The following is a 22,874-nucleotide window of genomic DNA, read 5'->3' as shown; positions in this document are numbered from 1 at the left end:
GATGCGCCCGACGCGCCGGGGCGCTGGCGTACTGGGTATCGCGGTCGGGGCGACCGTCGTCAGCACGCGGTTCGGCCAGCCGGGGCTGGCCGCCATCGCCGCGCCGCTGTTCGTCGCGTTCCTGGGCGCGGCCGTGCAGGTGTCGCTGAGCGGGCTCCCGACCGTCGAGCGGTCGTCGCTCCGACGGGGCTTTGCCGGCGAGTCGCGGACGCTGGAACTCACCGCGACGGGGAGCGGTATCGCGCGGCTCACCGACCAGCGGGCCGAGGCAGTCGGCGGGCCGGCGACGGCGCGGTGTTCGCTCCCGGCGACGCTCTCCTTCGAGGTGCCCTACGAGCGGCGGGGCGAGCACGAACTGGGTCCCGTCGAGGTGACGGTCACCGACTCGCTGGGGCTGGTGGTCACCAGCGGGACCGTCGACGCGACCGACACCGTGCTCGTGTTCCCGCCGGTGTCCCGGCTGGGCGGGCCCGAGGCGTTCCTCCGGGCGTTCACCCCCGACAGCGAGGCGCGCGAGACCTTCGACCGCCTGCGGGAGTACACGCCCGGCGACTCGCTGCGGGACATCCACTGGAAGTCGAGCGCCAAGCGCGACGACCTGTTCGTCACGGAGTTCGACGACGACAGCGAGGACCGGGAGCTGCTCGTCGCCGGGCGGGCGAAACCCGGCCACGCCGACGCGATGGCGGCCGCCGCGGCCACCGTCGCGGTCGGGGCGCTCCGGAGCGGCTTCGCCGTCGAGCTGGCGGTCCCCGGCGGGACCGTGCCGGCGGGCTACGGCGACCGCCAGCAGACCCGACTGCTGGAGGCGCTGGCACGCACCGGCGGCGGCCGGAGCGACCGCGAGGGCGAGGCCGACATCCTCGTCAGCGCCACCGACGGCGGCGTCGTCGTCCACGTCGACGGCCGGACCGAGTCGTTCGACGACCTGACTGCGGGCCGTGAGAACCCGCTGGTCTCGGAGGTGGGCGCGTGAGCCGTCTGGCCGGCCGGCTCCCGTGGTCCCAGCCGCGCGCCCTCGCCCTGCTTGCGGTCGCGCTGGCGCTGGGTGCGCCACTGCGGACGATGTACCACCTCATCGACGTGGTCGGCTCGCCGACGCAGTTCCTGCTCGTCGCGGCCGCCGCGCTGGTGGGAGGCGCGCTGCTGGCGAGAGTGTTGCACCCGGTGCTCGCCATCGGCCTCGGCGTCGGGCTGTTCGCGTTCGGGCTGTTCTGGTACGTGACGAACCTGACGACGAACCCGCCGTTCGACGTGTTGCTCGCCGACACCCTCGAACTGCTGTCCGGGCGCCGCCTGCTGCAGATAGCGAACGTCCGGCTGTGGGTCGCCTCCTTCGCCGCCGCGCCGGTGTTCCTGACGGCGTACTTCGCGCTCCGGCGGTGGTACGTGACGGCCGTCTTCGTCGCCAGCCTGACGCTCTCGTTTTTCGTGCTGACGACCGACGCCGGCGTCGTGACCACGCTGTTGGGCGTGGTCGGCGGCATCGCCGCAATCGGGTTCGGGACGCTCGATTCGGTCACGAGCGAGGGGCGAGCGGGGGCGGGAGCCGGCGGAGCGGCCTCGGCGTCGGTCACCGACGCGGACGGCGGAATCGACGCCGGCCGGCGGTCGGTGCTGGTCCAGCTCGCGGCCGTCATCGCCCTGCCGACGGCCGTCTCTCGCATCCCCGGCGTCCGGGGGACGGCGGTGTCGCTGCTGCGCGGGTCGGGCGGGACCGTCGAGGGGAGCCTGGTCGACGCCGGCAACTCGATGACGATTCAGGGGTCGCTGTCGCTGAGTCCCACCCACCGCTTCACCGTCGACGCCGACGAGGCCAGATACTGGCGCGTCGGGACCTACGACCGCTACACCGGCGACGGCTGGGTCCGGACGGGGAGCCCCGTGGCGTACGACGACGGGGACCGTCTCGACCGCCAGCCGGCGGACCGAACGCGCGAAGTCGTCCAGACGTACGAGGTCGAATCGGCCATCGGAACGGTCCCCGCCGCCTGGAAGCCGATGCAGTACGATGGCGACGTGGACGTACTGGTGACCAGACACGACGGGCTCCAGCCCGAGTCGGGGCTGGAGAGCGGCGACAGCTACCGGGTCGAAAGCGAGGTCATCGCGGCCGACGAGAGCGCGCTGCGGGCCGCCGGCGACGACTATCCCGAGGACATCGAAGCGATGTACGTCCAGCTGCCCGAGAGTACGCCCGACCGGGTCGCCGAGACGACCGCGACGCTGACCGAAAACGCCGAGACGCCCTACCAGACCGCGCTGGTCATCGAGCGGTGGCTCAAGGAGAACCGCGACTACTCGCTGGAGGTCGCCCGCCCCCGGCGCAACGTCGCCGACCGGTTCCTCCACGCGATGAGCGAGGGGTACTGCACGTACTTCGCGACGACGATGGCCGTCATGCTTCGCACGCAGGGCATCCCCGCCAGGATGACCGTCGGCTACACGCCGGGCGAGGCGGTCGGCTCGAACCGGTGGGAGGTCCGCGGGCTCCACTCCCACGCGTGGGTCGAGATGTACGTCGAGGGCTGGGGGTGGGTCCAGTTCGACCCGACGCCGGCCGGCCCCCGCCGAGCGGCCGAACAGCAGCAACTCGTCGACGACGACGACCCCGGCGGGGACGAGGAGACACCCACCGAGACCACGGCGACGCCGACCCCGACGCCGACCGAGGCGCCGGACCCGGGCCGAACCGCGACGGCGCCGCCGACGCCGACACGGACGCGCCCACCCGTGGAGACACGGACCGCCGGGCGCACGGCGGCGCGGACAGCGAGCGAGGACGACGAGCGGCAGTTGCCGGCCCTCCCCTCCCGCGAGGAGGCCGCGCTGGGCGTCATTGCCCTGTTGGGTACCGCGGCCGGGCTCCGCCACGCCGGCGTCCCCGAGCGCGTCTCGCGCGCGCTGTGGCTGCGCTACCAGTCGCCACAGAGCCCCGAGGAAGACATCGAGACGGCGTTCCAGCGGGCGATGTACGTGCTGGGCGAGCGCCACCGCGAGCGCCGGCCGGGCGAGACCGTCCGGGCGTATCTCGACGCCGTCGACGCCGACGAGGAGGTCCGCCGGCTCGCCCGGTTGCGCGAGCGACTCCGGTACGGCGGGTCGGTGTCGGCCGACGCGGCCGAGGAGGCCATCGACATCGCCGACGCTATCGTCGCCGACCGGTAGCGATTCCGCGGGAGAAAGATTATTTACCCCTGTAGCTGATACAGGCGACTAGGTAATGTCGAATGAAGCCTGCGCCTCACACGCGCCAGTGAATCCGGGTACCCGAAACGACAGCGGCGAACCAACTGCGGCAACGGTCCGGGTGAACCGTGTCTGAGGTCTGCTCGACGTGCGGACTGCCTGAGGAGCTCTGTGTCTGTGAAGACGTCGCCAAAGAGTCCCAGGAGATCAACATCCGCATCGACGAGCGCCGGTACGGCAAGGAGGTAACGATAATCGAGGGGTTCGACCCGAAAGACGTGGACATGGACTCGCTGTCGTCGGACCTGAAGTCCAAGTTCGCCTGCGGGGGGACCGTCGAGGACGGTCAGATAGAGCTCCAGGGGAACCACACCGGTCGCGTCGAGGACTTCCTGCGCGACAAAGGCTTCAACGTCGCCTGACCGACCGTCGTTTTCCGGCCGTTTCACGCTCCGTGAGTGGCGACGACGCTGATTGTCGCCCGCTCAGAGATACGGGCCGAGGATAGCCACGACCAGCAGCCCGACGGCGATGCCGCTCGTCGCGTACATCGCGGTCCGCTTGAGCCACGGCGGGACGCGGTCGCCGGCCGCGTCGATGCTCTCGGCGAGGACGCGGCCGCCGTCCAGCGGGCCGATGGGCAGGGCGTTGAGGAGCCCGACGTTCGCGTTCAACAGGACGAGCCAGAAGCAGGCGTTGGTCAGCGGGCCGAGCGCCGCCACGGCCGCGGCCGTCGGCGCCGCCCCGCCCGTCGCCGCCCAGCCGAAGTAGGTGAGGAAGGCCTCGGCGGGCGAGGCAGTCAGCGAACTCAGGAGGACGGCGCCGGCGAGAACGGTGACCACGAGGTTGTGCTGGACCCCCACCGCGAACACGCGCATCCGCGTCCGGGCGCCGGCCTCGTCGAGCGCGTCGTCGGGCAGCACGTAGCCCGCAAGCGGCACGACCCCGCCCAGCAGCGCCACGCCCCACTCCTCGACGGGGACCCCCTCGGCGCGGCAGGCCAGCGCGTGGCCGCCCTCGTGGACGACGGTGGCGACGACGAGCCCGAGGACGATGTACGGCGTCGAGGCCAGCGGCATGAAGTCGTTGACCCCCGGAATCGCGACGGTGTTGACCGGGTCGTTCAGCGCCGTCGGCTCCCGGCCCAGAGCGTTGCCCGCGGCCACGGCGACCAGCGCCAGCGTCCCGACCTGCAGGACGAACAGGGTCGCGACGGCGAGGTCACACCACCGGCGGACGGCCGGCCGGTCGGCGGCGGCGTCGAACCGCTTCGAGGTGCGCGTCGAGAACCAGTACAGCACGCCCAGCCCGATTTTCAGCGACGGCGGAAGCCGGGCGTTGACCCGGTCCTCGACGGCCTCGACGCGGTCGCGGAGGCGGCGTATCGGCCCTGCCAGCCCAGCCATGTTGTCGGAGCGACAGCGGCCGCGTACAACTGTGTTTCGCCCGGCGTGACCGAACCCACACCCCCGGCAGTCGCCGCGGCCGGGCGCGAGTGGCGCGATAGCTATCGCGCCCGAGCGCGGACGGGGAAGGGCAGGCACTCCGGAAGAGCATACGGCGCGCCTCGCGCGCCGTTTCACCGGAATCGAGGCCAGAGGCCGAGATTCCGGCCTTTTTCACCCACGTTTTTCAAGGAGGGTGTCCGCAGCGCGCTCGAAGAGCGCACGAGGACACCCGACGCAGAAAAAGGTGGTTTAGAAGAACTGGTAGAGGTCGTCCCGTTCGGCCTCGTGGAGGTGGTGACGGACCGCTTCGGTCAGGTTCGAGATGTTGCCCCGTTTGGCGCTGATTGGGGCGATGGTCTCCTGCCACTGTTTCCACGGCGGATACAGCCCGAGACGGTCACACAGCTCGTTCAGGCGCTCGTCCTCGTCGTCGACCTTGTCCATCTTGTTGACGGCGACGACGGGTTCGACGCCCACGTCCCGGAGGAAGTGGAACATCTCCACGTCGTGAGGTATCTCGTCGGGGCCCGAGTGCCGGTCGATGATGTCGATGACGCTCTTCCCGTCGACGACGAGGATACCGACGAGAATCTTCTCGGCGTTGTCCTCGACGTAGCGGACCACGTCGGTCTTTATCTGCTCGCGCACCTCGTCGGGGACGCCCTTCATGAACCCGAAGCCGGGCAGGTCGGTCAGAACGAAGTCCGGGCCGGTCCAGTCGTAGTGGTTGGGGCTGCGGGTGACGCCGGGCCGTTGGCCGGTGTCGAAGGTGTGGCCGGTCAGCTCCCGCATCAGCGTCGACTTGCCGACGTTGGAGCGACCCATCAGGACGACTTCGGCGCTCCGGTCGGGGCGTGAGTCGAACATACGCCGGATACTGCGCCGAGGGGGAAAAACACGTCAGTTTCCGCCTGCCCGACCACCCGGGTTTTTATCGACAGCCCCCACACCGATAGCCGTGCGGCTGGTACAGATTTCGGTCCCCCAGGGCAAACGCGAGCCGATACTGGGCGTCCTCGACGACGAGGGCATCGACTACGTGGTCAACGAGGAGTCGAGCGGGCGGGACATCGGAGCCGTCGTCACGTTCCCGCTACCCACGAACGCCGTCGAGCCGGTGCTCGAGTCGCTCCGGGACGTGGGGCTGTCAGACGACACGTATACGGTCATCACCGAGGCCAACACCGTCCTCTCAAGGGACTTCGAGGCGCTGGAGGAGCGCTACGCCGAGGAGAAAGACGAGGACCGCATCGCCCGCGAGGAGCTGACCGCCAAGGCCGAAGACCTCGCCCCGTCGCTGCGGACCTACGCCATCATGACCGTCATCAGCGCGGTCATCGCGACGGCGGGACTCCTGTTGAACTCGCCGGCGGTCGTGGTCGGGTCGATGGTCATCGCGCCGCTCATCGGACCGGCGATGACGGCCAACGTCGGCACCGTCGTCGACGACCACGAGCTGTTCGCCCGCGGCGTCAAGCTCCAGGCCTTCGGCCTCGTGCTGGCGGTCGTCAGCGCGGCCGCCTTCGCCTTCCTGGTGCGGACGGCGAACGTGGTCCCACCCATCGCCGACGTGACGAGCGTCCAGCAGGTCCGCGAGCGGGTCGCGCCTGACTTCCTCTCGCTCGTGGTCGCGCTGGGCGCCGGCGCGGCCGGCGTGTTGAGCCTCACCTCCGGGGTGTCGACGGCGCTGGTCGGCGTGATGATAGCCGTCGCGCTCATCCCGCCGGCGGCGACGGTCGGCATCGGCATCGCGTGGGGCCAGCCGCTGGTCTCGCTGGGGTCGGGCGTGCTCGTGCTCGTGAACATCCTCTCTATCAATCTGGCCGTGCTGGTCGGGCTGTGGTACCAGGGCTACCGGCCGGAGTACTGGTTCCGCGAGAGCGACGCCCGCGCGGCGACGGTGAAACGCATCGGCGTCCTGGTGGTCTCCATCCTCGTCCTCTCGGCGTTTCTCGGGGGCGTGACCTTCGACAGCTACCAGCGAGCGACCACGGACGAGGCGATACAGGAACGCGTCGAGACCGCCGTCGAGCCGCCGCGACAGGTCCTCAACGTCGAGGTCGAACACAGCAACGGCGTCCTCTTCCAGCAGCCAAACCACGTCATCGTCACCGTCGGCATCCCGCCGGGGGCCGAGCCGCCGGGGTTGGCGGCCCGACTCGACCGCGTGACCGACGACGAGGCGGGCCGGGACGTCGAGACCTCTGTCCGGTACATCACCGTCGAGCGCGGGTAACACGCTCAAAGCCGGGTTTGAGCGTCCGGTGGGATAAATACGCCGGGGTGCGTCCGGCCCGTATGGACACGAAACCACTCGCGGCCATCGGCGTCGCGGCGCTCGTGCTGGCCGGCGGCGTCGGCTTCGTTCTCGCAGATACCGGCGGAGCGGACGGGAGCGCGACACCGACAGCCGAGAACGCCACCGTCAGCGTCGGCGCCGACGCGACGGTCGAGCGCGCGCCCGACGAGGCGACGGTGACCGTCGCCGCCGTCGGTCGGGGCGAGACGACGGCCGCAGCCAGGAACAACGTGAGCGGTGATGCCGACGCCATCAGGAACGCGCTCGAAAGCGAGGGCGCGACCGTCACGTCCTCGCGCTTTACCGTCAGTCCGGAGTACAACTACCGCGACGACGGCCGTGAACTGGTCGGCTACGTCGCCGTCCACACCGTCGAAGCCGAGACGAGCGCCGTCGACGACGTGGGGACACTCGTCGACGCCGCCGTCGACAGCGGCGCCGACCGCGTCGAGGGAATCACGTATCGCCTGAGCGACGACACGCGGGCCGCGGCCCGCGAGGAGGCCCTGACGACGGCGATGGAGCGGGCCCGCGGCGACGCGACCACGCTGGCGACTGCCGAGAACCGTAGCGTCGGCGACGCGGTGACGATACAGACGAGCGACAGCGGTCAGCCGGTGGTCCGCCCCGAGTACGCCAGCGCCGACGCCGGCGGGGAGACGAACGTCTCGCCGGGGCCGGTCACCGTCGACGTGAGCGTCCAGGTCACCTACGAACTGGAGAACTGACGCACGGGTCGGTCCGCTCACCCGTTTTTTCGAGAGGTCCGCTCGCGATTCGAGGCCTTCGCTCCCGCTGGTCGCTCAGCCCTCGCTGCTCACGGCTGGGCCGTTCGCTATCCGAGAATTTCGGTCGCTACGCTCCCTCAATTCTCGCCTTCCTCAAACGGCAACTCGATATCCCAGTCGACGGCCTCGATGGCCGCGTCGAGGACGCCGTCGACGTTGTCGTCCTCGGTGACGCTCATGAAGTGGTCAGCCTCGACATCGGTCGAGCGGTCGCTCTTGTTGCCGATGGTCAGTACCGGCGCGTCGAACAGCGACTCGATGTCGTCGCGGAGTTCGAGTTGCTGTGCCAGCGGGTAGCCACACTCGCCGCTGGGGTCGACGAGGACCAGCACGGCGTCGGCGAGGTGTTCCAGCGCGCTGATGGCCTGGGACTCGATTTCGTTGCGCTCCTCCGGCGGGCGGTCGAGCAGCCCCGGCGTGTCGACGAGCTGGTAGCGGATGCGCCCCGACTCGACGTGGCCCACGCGAATCTGGGTCGTCGTGAAGGGGTAGGACGCGATCTCGTTGTCGGCGCGGGTCACCTTGTTCACGAAGGAGGACTTCCCGACGTTGGGGTAGCCGGCGACGACGATGACGGGTTCGTCCGGGCGGATGTCCGGGAGCCCCTTCAGCGCGTCGCGGGCCTTCGAGACCGCTTCGAGGTCGTCTTCGACCTGTTCGGTGATGTCGGCCATGCGGGCGAAGGCCTGCTTGCGGAGCTTGCGGGACGTGTCGATGTCGCTTCGGACGACCCGGCCCTCGTACTCCTGGCGGATTTCCTTGGCTTTGCGGCCGGCCCAGGAGATGTTCGAGAGGTGCTGTTTCAGCGCGTCGATGCCGGGGTCGTCGTCGGCCGGGGCGGTCTCGCTGATGACCGCACCGGCCAGTTCCACGTAGAAGGGGTCCAGTTCGTCGATGGTCGGCCACTGCGTGGCGACGTTTTCGAGGTTGTCCGAGATGATGTTCGAGGCGGTCATCAGCATCGACTGCTGGGCCTCAATACCCGTCTTGGACCCCGATGCGCGCGTCGCCCGCGAGAACGCTTTATCCAGTATCTCCTCGGCCCGGGGCGTGGTCGGGAGATTCTCGAAGGGATGGCTCATTGCCGCATCTTTGACAGTCACCGGATAAAAGGTCGTTCAATCGGAATTCGGGAAGCGAGCCACGCTTTTGTCCGTCGCGTCCCGACTACCGATATGGCACACATCGATGCCGGCGAGGTTCTCCCGAACGGTCCAATCCAGCAGATGGCCGCCGAGGGCGAGATAACACAGATGCACCGGGGCCAGGCGTACGCCGACGAGGGCGACACGTTCGAGATAGACGGCAAGACCTTCGAGGTGACCGACGTGACCCACCGCACGCTCGGCGACCTGACCGACGAGGACGCCCAGCGGGAGGGGTCGGCGGACCTCGACGCCTACCGCGAGCGGCTGAACCGGGTCCACGAGACGTTCGAGTGGGACGACGACAGCGAGGTCGTCCGGCACCGGTTCGAGCCTTCGAACGGGGAGTGAGTGGGCACGAAACACGAGAGACGAAGTCTTTCGGCGGTTTGAGCCGGCGGGCGAATGAACGGCGAGTGAGCCGGCGCCGTCGGGCCGACTGCCGCCATGCGCGTTTTTATTGTCGCATCGCTGATAACGTCGAACGAGCGGGATGTACACGACTACTACGCGCCACGCGGCGGTCGGCCCCACCGCCGGTGGCACCGACCGATGCTAGCGGACGACGACTTCCATGACACCGTCGCACCGCACCACCACCGCGTCGACGCCGACACGTGGGACAACATCTACGTCGTCGGCGACGTCCACGGCTGTCTCGCGGAACTCGAACGCCTGCTGGAGCGACTGGACGTGAGCGAGAGCGACCTGCTGGTGTTCGTCGGCGACCTGGTGACGAAAGGGCCCAACAGCGCCGGCGTCGTCTCGCGCTTCCGGGACCACCCGAACATGCTGTCGGTCCGGGGTAACAACGAGCAGAAACTGCTCGACGGGACCACGGCTGAACCGAGCCTGTCGGCCGACGACTTCGCGTATCTGGAGTCGCTGCCGCTGGTGATTAGCTGGGATGAGTCGATGGCGGTCCACGGCGGCGTCGACCCCAGACATCCCCTGGCCGAGCAAGACGCCGAGTCGCTGCTGACGTTCCGGTCGATACCGCCGGAGAACGGCTACGCCGGTCCCTTCTGGTTCGAGACGTACACCGGCCCGCCGCGGGTGTACTTCGGTCACACCGTCGTCGACGCGCCGGTCGAGACGGAGTGGGCGGTCGGCCTCGACACTGGCTGTGTCTACGGCGGGGCGCTGACTGCCTACGACACTGATACGGGCGCCTTCACGAGCGTCCCGGCGGTTACGGAGTACGAGACGAGGGCCGACCGGAAGTGGATTGACCCGGCCGTCGCGACGGAGGACGATGACTGACGGAGCCGGCGACGCGGGCGAGGAGAGCGCCGACGCGTCGTCGCCGTCAGGCGAGGGCGAGGTGACGGACCAGTCCGGGACTGCGGAGCGGACCCACATCGACTACGGCGTCGACTCCGGCCCGGCGGTGCCCGACACCACGGACCCGGACTTCGAGGAGCCGGGGTGGTATCTCAACCGCGAACTGTCGGCGCTGTCGTTCCAGAAGCGGGTGCTGGCCGAGGCGACCGACCCGCGGACCCCGCTGTTCGAGCGACTGCGGTTCCTGTCGCTGTTCACGCGGAACACGGACGAGTTCTGCATGAAGCGCGTCGGCGGGCTGAAACAGCAGATGGCAGGGGATGTGACGGAACTCTCGCCCGACGGCCGGACCCCGGCGGAGCAGTGGGAGCTAGCGCTGGAGACGCTCGCCGGGATGTTCGACCGACAGGACGCCTGTTACCGCCGCGTCGTCGGGGAGTTGCTCCCCGAGGCGGGCGCCGAAATCGTCGAGTACGAGTCGCTGTCGACCGAGAGACAGCGGGCGCTCAGGGACCACTTCCGGGCGCAGATACTCCCGACGCTGACGCCGTTGACGGTCGACCCGACCCGGACGTTCCCGTTCATCTCGAACCTCTCGCTCTCGCTCGCCGTCCAGACGCGGGCCGACGGCGAGGCGCCGAAGTTCTCCCGCGTGAAGGTCCCCGAGAACCAGCCGCGCCTCCTCGACGTGGCCGACGTCGTCGGCGGGGCCGGCCAAGCCAGCGAGCGGACGCGGTTCGTCCTGCTGGAGGAGGTCATCGGGCACAACCTCGACCTGCTGTTCCCGAACGTCGAGGTCGTTAGCTGGTCGACGTTCCGGGTCACGCGCAACGCCGAAGTACGCCGGAACGAGGAGGTCGCGGAGGGGCTCATCGAGATGATAGAGGGACTCCTGCGGGACCGCCGGTTCGCGACGGTCGTCCGCCTGGAGGTGAGCGCGGAGATGTCACAGTCGGTCCGGGAGTTCCTCGCGACCCAGCTCGACCTGGACGAGCGCGAGGTGTTCGAGCGGACGGCGCCGCTGAACCTCCGGGCGCTCGACCGGGTTCGCGAACTCGACCGGCCCGACCTCTCGCTCCCGTCGTGGACGCCCCAGCCCCACCCCCGATTCGCCGCGCTCGACGAGGACGCCGACGAGAGCGTCTTCGACGTGATTCGCGAGGACGACGTGCTCGTCCACCACCCGTACCACTCCTTCGACGGCACCGTCCAGCGGCTCCTCTCGGCGGCGGCCGCCGACGACGACGCGCTGGCCATCAAGGTCGCCATCTACCGGACGACACACGACTCGAAAGTCATCGAGAGCCTCATCGAGGCAGCGCGAAACGGGACCGAGGTCGCGGTGATGGTCGAACTGAAGGCCCGCTTCGACGAGGAGAACAACCTCCGGTGGGTCCGCCGGCTGGAGGAGGAGGGTATCCACGTCGCCTACGGCACCGTCGACCTGAAGGCCCACAGCAAGACCGCGCTGGTCGTCCGACGGGAGGCCGACGGCGTCCGGCTGTACTCCCACGTCGGGACCGGGAACTACCACGCCGAGACCGCCAGAGCGTACGTCGACCTCGGCCTGATGACCTGCGACCCGGCCATCGGCCAGGACCTCGTTCAGCTGTTCAACTCCTTTACCGGCCACTCTGACCAGCGCGACTACGGGACGCTGCTGGTCGCCCCGAGCACGCTCCGGCCCGCGCTCGTCGAGCGCATTCGGGCGGAGGCCGAGATAGCCAGCGCGGGCGGCGAGGGGCGTATCGTCGCGAAGATGAACGCGCTCGAAGACCGCGCACTCACAGCGGAGCTGTACCGTGCCGCGGCGGCCGGCGTCGACATCGACCTCATCGTCCGTGACGTCTGTCGGCTCCGACCCGGCGTCGAGGGCGTTACCGACACGGTGACGGTGCGGAGCGTCGTCGGCCGGTTCCTGGAGCACTCGCGCATCTTCTACTTCGGGAACGACGGCGACCCGCGCTACTACATCGGCTCGGCCGACTGGATGGAGCGCAACCTCGACCGCCGGGTCGAGGCCGTCGCCCCCATCGAGGACCCGGACCTCCGGGCGCGACTGGACGAGATACTCGACCTGTATCTCGCGGACAACCGACGGGCCTGGGAGATGACCGCCGACGGCAGCTACGTCCAGTGCCGGCCGGCAGACGCGGCCGACGTCCTCCGTGACGTCCAGCAGACCCTCATGGACCGCGCAGCGGCCAGGGGGCCCGACGAGGCCGACTGACCACAGTCAGGCGCGTCACTGCGACGAGGATTGAGTGGGCAGCTTGGGAATCAGCCAGGCGAGGAAGGCGTCCGGGCTGCGGGTCTGGGTCCACACCGTCCCGTCGCCGGTGAACTCACAGACCAGCCCCTCGCCACTGAACAGCGTGGATTTGAGCCCGCCGACCTTCCGCACGTCGAAGTCGACGCTCTCCTCGAAGGCGACGATATGGCCAGTGTCGACTGTCAGTGTCTCGCCCGGGGCGACGGTGTGTTCGTCGATGGCGCCGTAGCTGGAGATGAAGGCCGGGCCGCTCCCGGTCAGTTGCAACAGAAAGAGCCCTTCGCCGCCGAAGAAGGACCGGCCGCCGCCGAACTTCGTGTCGACCTCGATGTCGGGATGTGAGGCGAGGAACGACGTCGACTGGACAAACAGCGTCTCGCTGTCCAGCTCGTGGTGCTGGACGTCGCCAGCGAGCGCTGGCGCGAGCTGGATCGTACTCGGCCCGTTTGCGCTGAAAGTGTTCATGAAGAACGATTCCCCGCCCAGCACCGACCGCGAGAGGGACTTCAACAGTCCGCCTTCGGCCTGCGTCTGGATGTCGAGGTCGCCCGACTGACTCACCATCGCCCCGCCCTCGGCGCGGACCGTCTCGCCCGCTTCGAGGGTCAGCGTGAGCTGTGCGTAGGAGGGCCGGTGTGTTATCTCGTAGTCCATGCCCGCTGTTCGGCTACTTGATATTTAGTAGTTCGTTCGGTGCTTGGCCGACGGCCGGCCTGATTCCCATAAAGCGGCGCTGCCAGTGGAACGAACTGCCAACAGGGAGCGGTCACTGTCTCTCATCCCGACGTGGCTCAGCGGGGAGACCGTGTCGGCGATGAACAGGAGTGGAGTAGTCAGCCCGTCGGGGAGTGAACTCCTATTTTCCACACGGTGCGGTAACGTGTACACCGAACGGCCAGTGAGAAGGCGGAACGGCACTTTCAGTGACATATTTTCGCCAAAAATACTTTCGTAAACGGTTCGAAACACGAACATCAGATGTCCGGCCCGGAAACAGACCGAGACGAGGAGGCGCCCGCCGACTGGGCCACGCGTATCGGCGACGGGGCGGACGAACCGGACCACGAGGACGGAGCGGTAGCGGCCGGCCGCGACCAGCCCGACGGGGCCATCGAGCAGGTCGAGCCGGTCGCGGAGCCGCCACCGCCGCCCGACGAGACCGTCGTCGAACGGGTGAAATCGTGGTTCGACGGCCACGAGAGCGACTTCGCGCCCGCGCCGTCCCCGGAGTTCGTCGAGGACGAGTTCTTCGACCTCTCCTACCGGGCGGACGCCACCGAGGTCGACCGGTACTGGGTGGACGAGCCCTTCGCCTACATCGCCATCCTCGAAGCCGACGGGGACCACCGGTACCACGTCGTCGAGCCCTCGCTGTCGACGTTCGAGGAGTACGTCCGCGACGACATCATGGCGGACCTGCGGGACGTGTTGATGCACGTCGAGGCCGGCGAGAGCGACCGGTCGGAACGGCTGAGCAGCGAACTCGGTACCATGCTGTCCCGCTACACGCAGGACGCCGAGCCGGGCTCGCTCCACAAGATTCGCTACTACATCGAGCGGGACCTGCTGGGCTACGACCGCATCAGCCCGCTGCTCGCCGACCGGAACCTGGAGGACATCTCCTGTGACGGGACCGACGTGCCGGTGTACGTCTACCACCACGAGTACCGCGACATGGTGACGAACATCCGCTTTGGCGCCGAGCGGCTGAACTCGCTCGTGGTCAGGCTGGCCCAGCGCAGCGACCGACACATCTCGGTCGCGGACCCGATGGTCGACGCCAGCCTCCCGAACGGCTCGCGCATCCAGATGACCCTCGGGACGGAAGTGAGCACGCGCGGGTCGAACTTCACCATCCGGCAGTTCTCGGACGTGCCCCTGACGCCGATAGACCTCATCAACTTCGGGTCCTTCTCCGTCGAGACGATGACGTACTTCTGGCTGGCCATCCAGAACAACCTCTCGCTGATGTTCGCCGGGGGGACGGCCTCGGGGAAGACGACGGCGATGAACGCCATCTCGATGTTCATCCCGGAGCGCAACAAGGTCATCTCCATCGAGGACACCCGCGAGATAACGCTCCCCCACGAGAACTGGATACAGAGCGTCACCCGCGAGAGCCAGGCCTCCGGCAGCGGCGAGATCGGGATGTACAAGCTCCTGCAGGCGGCGCTTCGCCAGCGACCCGAGTACCTGCTGGTCGGCGAGATACGGACGGAGCCGGAGGTCGCGCTGGCGTTCTTCCAGGCGATGGCGACGGGCCACGCCGCCTACACCACGTTCCACGCGGACTCGACGGAGACGGTCCTCTCGCGGCTGCAGAACCCGCCGCTGTCGGTGCCCGAACAGATGGTCCGCGAACTCGACATCATCTCCATCCAGCGCCAGATTTTCGTCGGCGACCGGCGGGTCCGGCGCAACGTCGGCATCGCCGAGCTCGGCCGCGAGGACGGCGAGCACACCACCCGCGACGTCTACGAGTGGCAGCCGACGACGGACACGTTCCGACCCGTCGAGCAGTCGGGGAAGCTGCGGGAGATAATGTACACGAACGGCTGGGACGAGGAGCGGCTCCAGACGGAGCTGTCGAACCGCGAACGCCTGCTCAGACGGATGGTCCGGGAGGACATCAGCGACTACGAGTCGTTCCAGACGGTCGTCTGGCGGTACAACAGCCACCCCGAAGAGGTGCTTGAACTGCTCGACAGCGGCGACCTCGACAGCCTCCTGTGACCATGCAGGGGGAACTCCCGGACTGGCGGCGGGCGATTCGGGAGACTGCGTGGCTGTACGAACCGCTCCGGGAGTTCTTCGCCGAGCGGTCGGCCCGACACCAGGGGCTGCGCGAACAGCTCAACGCCGCCCGGATGCCGGTGACGGTCGAGACGTATCTGGCCCGCTCGGCCGTCCTGGCCGCGGTCGCCGGCGTCGGCGGCGCCATCGCGGGCGCGGCGCTGACCTGGTGGCTGGCCGCCAGCGGGACGCTCGCGTCGCTGTCGGGCGTTCCGGGGACCGGCGGCCTCGGGCGGTTCGTGGGGGCCAACCGGGGGCTGGTCGTGGGCGTGGTCCTGCCCGTGGCGCTGGCGGCGGCGTTCGCCGTCGGCGCCTGGTACGCCAGGTACTACCTGCCCGGGCGGCGGGCGGCCGGGCGCGCCCGGAAGATAGGCGTCGGCTACCCCGCCGCCATCACGTTCATGTACGCCCTCTCCCGGGGCGGCCTCGACATCGTCGAGATACTCGAACGGCTCGCGGCCGACGAGGAGACCTACGGCGAGGTGGCCCGGGAGGCCGGCCTCGTCGTCAACCAGATGGACTACCTCGGGAAGGACTTCATGCAGGCGCTCCGCGAGTCAAGCGAGGTGACCCCCTCGCCGATACTGAGCGACTTCTTCAGCGACCTCCTCTCCATCGTCGAGTCGGGCGGTTCCGTCGAGTCGTTTCTGCAGGACCAGCGCGAGGACGCGGTCCAGGAGGCCCGGTCCGTGCAGGCGGAGTATCTGGAGCGGGTCGAGCTGTTCGCGGAGGTGTACGTCACCCTCCTCGTCGCGGGCCCGCTGTTCGCGCTCATTCTCCTGATGGTGATGGGAATCACGGGGACGTCGACGCTGTCGCAGGTCAACGCCATCGTCTATCTCGGGATTCCGGGCGGGTCGGTGCTGGCGCTGCTCGTCCTTGACCAGCTCGGGGCGCCGTTCCGCCAGACGGCGCGCCAACCGTCGGACGCCGTCGGTCGGCGCCCGGAGCGGCCCGACGACGAGGCGGTGGCGGCCTACGCCGAGCGCAAGCGCCGCGGGGAGCTGTGGCGGCGGCTGTCCAATCCGCGACAGCTGTTCACCGATGAGCCCCTACGGGTGCTGGTCGTCTCGGTGCCGCTCGCGCTGGTGGCGGTCGGATTGCTGGTCGCGGCCGGCCTGGTGAGCCCGAGCCTGTCGGCCTTCCGCGCCGCGCCGCTCGCGGCGACGGTGTTCCTGCTGGTCGTCCCGGCCTTCGTCGCCCTGGTCCCGCTCGCGGTGTTCCAGGAGCTCCGACAGCGCCGCCTCGACACCATCAGGCGGCGGTTCCCGAGCGTCCTCTCCTCGTGGGCCAGCGCCAACCGGATGGGGCTGCGGCCGTCGGACGCGTTGCAGATAGCCAGCGACCGGGCGGACAACGTCCTCGCGCGGGAGCTCCGGCAGGTCCACAACGAGACGGAGTGGTTCGACGACCTCCGGGGGGCACTGTTGCGGCTGGCGCGGCGCTCGCGCACCCGGGTCGGGACCCGCACGCTGCGGCTGGTCGTCGAGGCCGACGAGGCCAGCGGAAACCTCGACGAGACGCTGTCGGTCGCCGCCGAGGACGCGCGGATGGACCGCGAACTCGAACGGGCGCGGTCGCGCGAGCTGTCCTCGTACGTCGTCGCGGCGCTCATCTCGTTTCTCGTGTACCTGGCGATTCTCATGCTCATCAACGAGTTCTACTTCGAGCAGGCGGTCGCCATCGGCCAGCAGGCGGGCGCTGACACGGCGGGCCTGCCGCTGAGCCTGCAGTCGATAGACGCCGCCGGGTTCAGGCTCGCCTTTATCCACTCCTCGCTCGTCCAGGCCGTCTTCATCGGCCTGATGACCGGCAAGCTCTCCCGCGGGCGGGTGCTGGCCGGGCTGAAGTACAGCCTCGCGCTACTGGCCGTGACCGTCGTCGTCTTCGGGGTGGTCTGAGATGGGCGACCGTCGCGCCCGGGGGCAGTCAGCCGTCGTCGGCTTCGTCCTCCTGTTCGCGCTCGTGATACTGTTGATGACCATCCTGCAGGTCAGCGCCGTCCCGTCGTGGAACCAGGGCGAGGAGTTCGACCACAGCCAGCGCGTCCAGAACGACCTCGAACTGCTGCGCGACGACGTCCGGACGGCGGCCGCGACGGGTCGCGTCACCTCCGAGTCGGTGCGGCTGGGACTGCGGTACCCGCGCCGGCCGTTCCTGTTGAACCCCACGGACCCGAGCGGGACTATCGAGACGACACAGCCGGGGACCGTCCGCGTGACGAACCTGACCGCGAGCGGGGAGAGCGGCGACTACTGGACCGGCGACGACCGGACGTTCACGTCCCGACACGTCGTCTACCGGCCGGACTACAACGAGTACGACAACGGCCCGACGACGGTGCTGGAAAACAGCGTCCTCTACGACCGCTTCGGGAACCGCACGCTGCCGGCGACCGAGGAACAGCTCATCAACGGCCGCCGCATCACGCTGGTCACGGTCAACGGCTCGCTGTCCCGGAGCGCGACCGGCAGCGCCGACATCGCCGTCGAACCGGTCAGCGCCCCCGAGCAGGTCACCAGCGTCGAGAGCGAGGGGCCCGTCCGACTGCAGCTCCCGACCCAGCTCGACGAGTCGGCGTGGCGGGCGCTGCTTGCCGACGAGCTGGTGGCAAACGGCGGCCACGTCTACGACAACATCACCGTCACCGACGGCGACCCCCATGACACGGTGACGATAACGCTGGAGGGCGACAGGAGCTACGACCTCCGGATGGCGCGGGTCCGCTTGGGCTCGGGCTCGGCCGACGCGAGCCCACACTACATCACGACAGAGTCGGCCGCCGAGCCCGCGCCGGGCGGCGCCCGACGGCTGGTGTTCGAGGTGCGCGACCGGTACAACAACCCGGTCAGCGGCGTCACGGTCGACGCCGCCGTCGACGGCGGCGCCGGAACGGTGACGCCGGTGGACGGGACGACCGACGAGAACGGCCACGCGGTGTTCCGGTACGACGCGGCCGAGGGCGGGGCGGCGACCGTCGAGGCGACGTTCGGGGACGAGCCCGGCGCGCTGGAGACGGCCACGATAACCGTCGACGCCGCCGCGGGGACGGGCGCGGACGGCACCGGCCCCGCGGTGACGAACGTCAGCACGAATCGCGGGGCGTCGGTCGTCCGGGGCGCGGAACTCGACCTCACCGCGTCGGCGAGTGACTTCCAGCGGGGCGGGACCGACATCTACGCCGTCGAGTGGTGGTCCGACCGGGCGCCGCCGGGCGGCGGGCCGGGGTCCGGCTTCACCCTCGGCCCCGACGACGGCGAGTACGACGCGGTCGACGAGACCGCCAGCGCCGTCGTGGACACGTCGGGGTGGGCGGTCGGCACCCACACGATCTCGGTCCGGGCGCGGGACGGTAACGGGAACTGGGGGCCGACGGAGACCTACGAACTCCGCGTGACCGACCCCGCGGACCCGCCGGCGGCGGGGAGCTTCGACGTCGGGATAACGAGCGCCGACTCGCCCGTCACGTCCGGGGACACGGCGAGCGTGACGGCGACGGTCACGAACAACGGCGAGGGGAGCGCGACGCAGACGGTAACGCTCGACGTCGACGGGCAGGACAACCCCGTCGACACGCGGACCCTGACGCTGGCGAGCGGGGAGTCGACGACGATAACGCTGGCGTGGCAGACGCGCAACAACGCCCACAGCAACTCGCCGTACACCGCGACCGTAAACAGCGACGACGACTCCGACACGGCGGAGATAACCGTCAACAACCCCGGCGGCGGGGGCTCGCGAGGCCGGTTACGGTGCCGACCGGCCACCGTCCAGCCGGTGGCTCAGGGGGCAGCGGCGGGGACTCTTGGCGTCGTAAAACGAAGCGTCAGAGCCCGCCGTAGCGCAGATACACCATGTCGGCGATGAGAACGAGCTGGACGAGCCCCTGCAGGCCGCCGAGCTTGGCGTTCTGCTGGCCGATAGCGGAGATGACGGCGGTGTCGGGCGACGGGGAGACCATCTGTTTGTAGATGCGTATCTCACCGGGCATCAGGAAGCCAAAGCCCTGGACCGACAGCAGCGTTACCAGCGCGAGCGCGACGACCAGAGCGGGCTCGGTCATCTGGAAGGCGCCGATAGTGGTGGCGACCCAGGCAAGCGAACCGACGGTGCCGACGGCGAAGGGGAGCTGCCAGCGCCAGTCGCCGAAGGCGTCGAGCCGCCACCCCACCAGCAGCAGGATGGGGACGACGTTCGCCAGGGTGAAGAGCGCGAGCCACGGCCCCGCGTTCGGGAACACGCCCAGCCGCAGGGCCAGCGGGATACCCGTAGCGATGGTCAGAAAGGCCATCGACGGCAGGAAGAAGGCAGTCTTGGGCGTCAGCCGCTCGAAGACGGCCGCGCTTTCCTCCTCGTCTAACCCGCCGATGACCGGCCCCAGGATGGCGCCGATAAAGAGGTCGGTGCCGGTCCAGAGGACGCCCGACATGACGTGAACGTAGGTGTGGTGCCGTATCGATGCCATCGTCGTCGCGTAGGCCAGCGCCGCCAGCGAGACGGCGACGACGCCGACGGCGAAGGCCGGGTTCGCGCGCTGTCCCAGCCCCGCTATCGTGCCACGCACCGTTGTCGTGCTCATGAGCGTGGTAACGAGTACCTAAACCAATAAATCACACGACGGCACTGCGCGCTCGAAGCCGGCGTGGCCGGCGCGTGCGAGAGCGGTTCACGCGTGGTTCGGCGTCTCAGGGAAGGGTTATACGTCCGAGTTACGTCTGGTAACTACGATGGAACAGACGACCCAGCAGCCCGAGACGGAATCGAAGGCGGACGACGCCGACCGAGCGCATCTGCAGGACGTCGAGGACGGCTGTGGCTGTACCGAAATCTGGGAGCACATGAGCGAGAACCGCGACGAGGAGTAGGCTACCGCCGCTCGGCCAGTTCGTCGCGCAGGTCCCCGAGGTCCATCCCCTTCATCGAGAGCAGGACGAGCAGGTGGTAGACGATGTCGGCGGACTCGTGGGCCAGCTCCTCGTGGTCGTCGTCCTTGGCGGCCAGAATCAGCTCCGTCGTCTCCTCGCCGAGTTTCTCCAGGACGGCGTTCTCCCCTTTCTCGTGCGTGAACAGCGAGGTCGTATACGAATCCTCGGGGAGGTTCGCCTTGCGGTCCTCGATGACCGCGAACACGTCGTCGATGACGTCGTCGGTGTCGTCCATACCCCGAGGTCGGCGCCGTCGCCCTTCAGCGCGTCGCTACGCTGGCGGGCTACGACTGCACGTCGTCGAAGAACGCCAGGTCGTGAATCCTGGGGTCCTCGGTCAGTTCCGGGTGGAACGACGTGCCGACGACGGGGCCGTCCCGGATAGCGACGGGGCGGTCGTCCCACGAGGCCAGCACCTCCACGTCGGACCCGACGTAGTCGATGACCGGCGCGCGGATGAACACAGCCGGGAACGACCCCTCGAAGCCGTCCACGGCCAGTGGCGCCTCGAAGCTGTCCTTCTGGCGGCCGAAGGCGTTGCGCTCGACGGTGGCGTCGACGATGTTCAGCGTGTCGACGCGGTCGTCCTGCGCGTCGCTGGCGGCGACGATGAGCCCGGCACACGTCGCCAGGACGGGGTTACCGTCGGCGACGTGTGCCTCTATCTCGCTCGCGATACCCTCTCGGTGGATGAGCCGGGAGATGGTCGTCGACTCGCCGCCGGGCAGTAACAGTACGTCACAGTCGGGGACGAGGCCGGCCTCGCGTATCTCGACGACCTCCGCGGACTCATTATGGGCCGCCGCGGCCCGCTCGATGGCCCTCGCGTGTTCGGAGACGTCGCCCTGGACGGCGAGGACACCTGCCCGTAGACTCATACCGGTTGTACGGCTGTGCCCCCCAAAACCCTCTCGCCTCGGGGAAGTATTGTCGCGGCCAAACCGTTAGGTACCGGGGCCCCGAGCGTCACAGTATGGCCGAACGACAGCGGGACCCGGTCGAGCGAGACGCCGACCGGTCAGCGGACCTTTACGAGATATCCGACTGGGAGGTCCGGTCGACGTTCGACCGAGTGGTGTACTTCCTCTACTACGCCGGCCAGTGGGCGTTGCGCGGGCTGGTTATCCTGCTCGCTCTCGCCATCCTGGGCGTCCAGATAGCTTTCGGGGGCCTCGGTGCGCTCGGCGTCCAGCCGCTGTTTGCCGCGCTCGCGGCGCTGTCGGCGATTCCGGCGCTGGTGCTCGCGGGCTACATCTACTACGCGGACGTGACGACCCAGGAGCCGCTGACGCTGCTGGTCAGTACCTTCCTGCTGGGCGTGCTGTTTGCCGGGTTCGCGGCCATCCTGAACACGGTGTTGCAGGGGCCCGTCCAGTTCATCGGCTCCGGCTTCGGGCTGGTCCCGTTCCTCGGCCAGGTCGCCTTCTTCTTCCTCATCGTCGGGCCCGTCGAGGAGAGCGTGAAACTGCTCGCAGTGCGGCTGTACGCGTTCCGCGACGACCGCTTCGACGCCGTCATCGACGGCGCCGTCTACGGGGCGATGGCCGGGCTCGGCTTTGCCACCATCGAGAACGCGCTGTATATCGTCCAGAACACCGAGATGGTCACCGGGACCTTCCAGGCCATCAACGCGGGGAGCGGCATCGCGGCGGTGCGCGCGCTGGCCGGCCCGGGCCACGTCATCTACTCGGCCTTTGCGGGCTACTACCTCGGGCTGGCGAAGTTCAACCCCGAGGACGCCGGCCCCATCGTGCTGAAGGGGCTGCTCATCGCGGCGGTCATCCACGCCGGCTACAACACGCTCGCGGGGCCAGTCACGGGGGTCCTGTCGACGGTGTACGGCGTCAACCAGTTCATCGCGTTCATCGGGTTCGTCGTGGTCTACGACGGCGTCTTCATCCTGTTGTTGTTACGGAAGCTCGACGCCTACCGCCAGGCGTACAACCGGGCGCAGGTCGCCGAGGGCCCCGAGAGCGAGCCGGGCGTCCCCGAGTTCGAGCGCTAACAGAGCTGTTCGACGTACTTGGCCACCACGTCGACCTCCAGGTGGACGGGGTCGCCGACGGACTTCTCCGAGAGGGCCGTCTCCCGGTAGGTCGTCGGGATGATGGCCACGTCGAACCGGTCGTCGCCCCGGGCCGCGACGGTGAGGCTGATACCGTCGACGGTGATAGAGCCCTTCTCGACGAGGTACTCGCGCTGTCCCTCGGGCAGCGAGAACGAAAACGTCCAGTCACCGTCGTACTCGCTTCGCTCGGACGACGAGCTCCCGCTCGCTTCGCTCGCGGGAACATCCCCCTCCCGTTCGATACCCACTACCTCGGCCGTGGCGTCGACGTGGCCCTGGACGATGTGGCCGTCGAAGCGGCCGTCGGCGGGCATCGCCCGTTCCAGATTGACGCGGTCGCTGACTTCGAGGCCGTCGAAGAACGTCTTCGCCAGCGTCTCCCGGGCGAGGAAGAACTCGGCCCACTCGCCGTCGGCGAACTCCTCGACGGTGAGACACGCGCCGCTGATGCTGATAGACTGGCCGTGCGAGAGGTCCGTAAACGGCGTTCCGACGCGGATTCGCCGGCCGCCGTCGTCGTCGGTCACTGCCAGTACCTCGCCGGTCGCCTCCACGATACCGGTGAACATACCGTCGGTAGGGAACTGCCGGGCATAGGGGTTTGGCTCTCCGGGAGGGAGTCGGCGGTCTTCCCCGGCATCGCTGTCGAGCACAGGGCCCGCC

At 68.9% G+C, this 22,874-nt stretch carries 21 protein-coding genes; 13 read left to right on the top strand and 8 right to left on the bottom strand.

Annotated features, from left to right (window positions below; all coding sequences use genetic code 11):
• Position 1: 1 nt before the first annotated feature.
• From NJQ98_RS01425 to yciH, 3 genes are all read left to right on the top strand, one after another.
• Positions 2-976 carry a DUF58 domain-containing protein gene (locus NJQ98_RS01425; RefSeq protein WP_262174910.1) on the top strand — a complete coding sequence of 325 codons (975 nt, stop codon included), beginning with the start codon at positions 2-4 and terminating at the stop codon, positions 974-976.
• Positions 973-3,168, top strand: a complete 2,196-nt coding sequence (locus NJQ98_RS01420; RefSeq protein WP_262174908.1) for a transglutaminase TgpA family protein — start codon at positions 973-975, stop codon at positions 3,166-3,168. Before NJQ98_RS01425 ends, NJQ98_RS01420 begins: the two co-directional genes overlap by 4 nt.
• 149 nt (positions 3,169-3,317) lie before the next feature.
• Entirely contained in the window at positions 3,318-3,611 is a 294-nt protein-coding gene (gene yciH / locus NJQ98_RS01415; protein WP_004516073.1) for a stress response translation initiation inhibitor YciH, read from the top strand.
• Positions 3,612-3,674: 63 nt separating this feature from the next.
• Here yciH and NJQ98_RS01410 read toward each other — a convergent pair whose 3' ends face one another.
• Both NJQ98_RS01410 and engB read right to left on the bottom strand, forming a co-directional pair.
• Positions 3,675-4,595, bottom strand: coding sequence for a site-2 protease family protein (locus NJQ98_RS01410; RefSeq protein ID WP_262174898.1), 921 nt, complete (start codon positions 4,593-4,595; stop codon positions 3,675-3,677).
• Positions 4,596-4,886: 291 nt separating this feature from the next.
• On the bottom strand, positions 4,887-5,504 hold the full coding sequence (engB, locus tag NJQ98_RS01405; RefSeq protein ID WP_262174897.1) for a GTP-binding protein EngB: 618 nt from the start codon (positions 5,502-5,504) through the stop codon (positions 4,887-4,889).
• Between the two features lie 91 nt (positions 5,505-5,595).
• Here engB and NJQ98_RS01400 point away from each other — a divergent pair, with 91 nt between their 5' ends.
• Positions 5,596-6,873, top strand: coding sequence for a TIGR00341 family protein (locus NJQ98_RS01400; protein ID WP_262174895.1), 1,278 nt, complete (start codon positions 5,596-5,598; stop codon positions 6,871-6,873).
• A 62-nt stretch (positions 6,874-6,935) separates the two neighbouring features.
• Positions 6,936-7,664 (top strand): SIMPL domain-containing protein, encoded by a 729-nt coding sequence (locus NJQ98_RS01395; protein WP_262174893.1) that lies wholly within the window; start codon positions 6,936-6,938, stop codon positions 7,662-7,664.
• Positions 7,665-7,801: 137 nt separating this feature from the next.
• On the opposite strand, the gene NJQ98_RS01390 is transcribed toward NJQ98_RS01395, so the two are convergent.
• Positions 7,802-8,806: an NOG1 family protein gene (locus NJQ98_RS01390; RefSeq protein WP_262174890.1), complete on the bottom strand. Its 1,005-nt coding sequence runs from the start codon at positions 8,804-8,806 to the stop codon at positions 7,802-7,804.
• A gap of 93 nt (positions 8,807-8,899) precedes the next feature.
• On the opposite strand from NJQ98_RS01390, the gene NJQ98_RS01385 reads away from it, so the two are divergent.
• From NJQ98_RS01385 to ppk1, 3 genes are all read left to right on the top strand, one after another.
• On the top strand, positions 8,900-9,220 hold the full coding sequence (locus NJQ98_RS01385) for an ASCH domain-containing protein (protein WP_262174887.1): 321 nt from the start codon (positions 8,900-8,902) through the stop codon (positions 9,218-9,220).
• 201 nt (positions 9,221-9,421) lie between these two features.
• Positions 9,422-10,132: a metallophosphoesterase family protein gene (locus NJQ98_RS01380; protein WP_262174884.1), complete on the top strand. Its 711-nt coding sequence runs from the start codon at positions 9,422-9,424 to the stop codon at positions 10,130-10,132.
• A complete protein-coding gene (gene ppk1 / locus NJQ98_RS01375) occupies positions 10,125-12,383 on the top strand; it encodes a polyphosphate kinase 1 (protein ID WP_262174882.1) in 2,259 nt (752 codons plus the stop codon). The genes NJQ98_RS01380 and ppk1 overlap by 8 nt, the downstream gene beginning before the upstream one ends.
• A gap of 15 nt (positions 12,384-12,398) precedes the next feature.
• On the opposite strand, the gene NJQ98_RS01370 is transcribed toward ppk1, so the two are convergent.
• On the bottom strand, positions 12,399-13,079 hold the full coding sequence (locus NJQ98_RS01370; RefSeq protein WP_262174880.1) for a TIGR00266 family protein: 681 nt from the start codon (positions 13,077-13,079) through the stop codon (positions 12,399-12,401).
• A gap of 324 nt (positions 13,080-13,403) precedes the next feature.
• On the opposite strand from NJQ98_RS01370, the gene NJQ98_RS01365 reads away from it, so the two are divergent.
• Genes NJQ98_RS01365 through NJQ98_RS01355 form a run of 3 tightly spaced genes read left to right on the top strand, consistent with a single transcriptional unit; the run spans position 13,404 to position 19,085 of the window.
• Positions 13,404-15,158: a type II/IV secretion system ATPase subunit gene (locus NJQ98_RS01365; protein WP_262174878.1), complete on the top strand. Its 1,755-nt coding sequence runs from the start codon at positions 13,404-13,406 to the stop codon at positions 15,156-15,158.
• Positions 15,159-15,160: 2 nt separating this feature from the next.
• Positions 15,161-17,119 carry a type II secretion system F family protein gene (locus tag NJQ98_RS01360; protein ID WP_262178707.1) on the top strand — a complete coding sequence of 653 codons (1,959 nt, stop codon included), beginning with the start codon at positions 15,161-15,163 and terminating at the stop codon, positions 17,117-17,119.
• 1 nt (position 17,120) lies between these two features.
• The gene (locus NJQ98_RS01355) at positions 17,121-19,085 is read left to right on the top strand and encodes a DUF7289 family protein (RefSeq protein WP_262174875.1); all 1,965 of its coding nucleotides are present in this window, start codon (positions 17,121-17,123) and stop codon (positions 19,083-19,085) included.
• Here the strand turns inward: NJQ98_RS01355 and NJQ98_RS01350 are convergent.
• Entirely contained in the window at positions 19,045-19,761 is a 717-nt protein-coding gene (locus NJQ98_RS01350) for a hypothetical protein (RefSeq protein WP_348533565.1), read from the bottom strand. The two genes, NJQ98_RS01355 and NJQ98_RS01350, sit on opposite strands and share 41 nt — an antisense overlap.
• Positions 19,762-19,945: 184 nt before the next feature.
• Between NJQ98_RS01350 and NJQ98_RS01345 the strand changes: the two genes are divergently transcribed.
• A complete protein-coding gene (locus tag NJQ98_RS01345) occupies positions 19,946-20,083 on the top strand; it encodes a DUF8595 family protein (RefSeq protein WP_262174868.1) in 138 nt (45 codons plus the stop codon).
• 1 nt (position 20,084) lies between these two features.
• Here NJQ98_RS01345 and hisE read toward each other — a convergent pair whose 3' ends face one another.
• Together hisE and pdxT are read right to left on the bottom strand one after the other, a co-directional pair.
• Positions 20,085-20,378 carry a phosphoribosyl-ATP diphosphatase gene (gene hisE, locus NJQ98_RS01340; protein ID WP_262174866.1) on the bottom strand — a complete coding sequence of 98 codons (294 nt, stop codon included), beginning with the start codon at positions 20,376-20,378 and terminating at the stop codon, positions 20,085-20,087.
• 49 nt (positions 20,379-20,427) lie between these two features.
• Positions 20,428-21,021, bottom strand: a complete 594-nt coding sequence (pdxT, locus tag NJQ98_RS01335) for a pyridoxal 5'-phosphate synthase glutaminase subunit PdxT (RefSeq protein WP_262174864.1) — start codon at positions 21,019-21,021, stop codon at positions 20,428-20,430.
• Positions 21,022-21,116: 95 nt separating this feature from the next.
• Here pdxT and NJQ98_RS01330 point away from each other — a divergent pair, with 95 nt between their 5' ends.
• Positions 21,117-22,148: a PrsW family intramembrane metalloprotease gene (locus NJQ98_RS01330; RefSeq protein WP_262174862.1), complete on the top strand. Its 1,032-nt coding sequence runs from the start codon at positions 21,117-21,119 to the stop codon at positions 22,146-22,148.
• On the opposite strand, the gene ribE is transcribed toward NJQ98_RS01330, so the two are convergent.
• Positions 22,145-22,780: a riboflavin synthase gene (gene ribE / locus NJQ98_RS01325; RefSeq protein ID WP_262174860.1), complete on the bottom strand. Its 636-nt coding sequence runs from the start codon at positions 22,778-22,780 to the stop codon at positions 22,145-22,147. The two genes, NJQ98_RS01330 and ribE, sit on opposite strands and share 4 nt — an antisense overlap.
• Between the last annotated feature and the right edge of the window lie 94 nt (positions 22,781-22,874).

Origin of the sequence: Haloarcula laminariae, from assembly GCF_025457605.1 — an archaeon.
Lineage (GTDB): Archaea > Halobacteriota > Halobacteria > Halobacteriales > Haloarculaceae > Haloarcula > Haloarcula laminariae.
The sequence above is the reverse complement of the archived record's forward strand: the minus strand, read 5'-3'. Positions and strand labels throughout refer to the sequence as shown.

Bases quoted from the DNA above. Each gene is read 5' to 3' on its own strand.
- NJQ98_RS01410 (WP_262174898.1), bottom strand. From the start codon at position 4,595: ATGGCTGGGCTGGCAGGGCCGATACGCCGCCTCCGCGACCGCGTCGAG.
- NJQ98_RS01330 (WP_262174862.1), top strand. From the start codon at position 21,117: ATGGCCGAACGACAGCGGGACCCGGTCGAGCGAGACGCCGACCGGTCA.
- NJQ98_RS01380 (WP_262174884.1), top strand. From the start codon at position 9,422: ATGCTAGCGGACGACGACTTCCATGACACCGTCGCACCGCACCACCAC.
- ribE (WP_262174860.1), bottom strand. From the start codon at position 22,780: ATGTTCACCGGTATCGTGGAGGCGACCGGCGAGGTACTGGCAGTGACC.
- NJQ98_RS01390 (WP_262174890.1), bottom strand. From the start codon at position 8,806: ATGAGCCATCCCTTCGAGAATCTCCCGACCACGCCCCGGGCCGAGGAG.
- NJQ98_RS01360 (WP_262178707.1), top strand. From the start codon at position 15,161: ATGCAGGGGGAACTCCCGGACTGGCGGCGGGCGATTCGGGAGACTGCG.
- NJQ98_RS01365 (WP_262174878.1), top strand. From the start codon at position 13,404: ATGTCCGGCCCGGAAACAGACCGAGACGAGGAGGCGCCCGCCGACTGG.
- pdxT (WP_262174864.1), bottom strand. From the start codon at position 21,021: ATGAGTCTACGGGCAGGTGTCCTCGCCGTCCAGGGCGACGTCTCCGAA.
- NJQ98_RS01425 (WP_262174910.1), top strand. From the start codon at position 2: ATGCGCCCGACGCGCCGGGGCGCTGGCGTACTGGGTATCGCGGTCGGG.
- NJQ98_RS01395 (WP_262174893.1), top strand. From the start codon at position 6,936: ATGGACACGAAACCACTCGCGGCCATCGGCGTCGCGGCGCTCGTGCTG.
- hisE (WP_262174866.1), bottom strand. From the start codon at position 20,378: ATGGACGACACCGACGACGTCATCGACGACGTGTTCGCGGTCATCGAG.
- engB (WP_262174897.1), bottom strand. From the start codon at position 5,504: ATGTTCGACTCACGCCCCGACCGGAGCGCCGAAGTCGTCCTGATGGGT.
- NJQ98_RS01370 (WP_262174880.1), bottom strand. From the start codon at position 13,079: ATGGACTACGAGATAACACACCGGCCCTCCTACGCACAGCTCACGCTG.
- NJQ98_RS01345 (WP_262174868.1), top strand. From the start codon at position 19,946: ATGGAACAGACGACCCAGCAGCCCGAGACGGAATCGAAGGCGGACGAC.
- NJQ98_RS01385 (WP_262174887.1), top strand. From the start codon at position 8,900: ATGGCACACATCGATGCCGGCGAGGTTCTCCCGAACGGTCCAATCCAG.
- NJQ98_RS01355 (WP_262174875.1), top strand. From the start codon at position 17,121: ATGGGCGACCGTCGCGCCCGGGGGCAGTCAGCCGTCGTCGGCTTCGTC.
- ppk1 (WP_262174882.1), top strand. From the start codon at position 10,125: ATGACTGACGGAGCCGGCGACGCGGGCGAGGAGAGCGCCGACGCGTCG.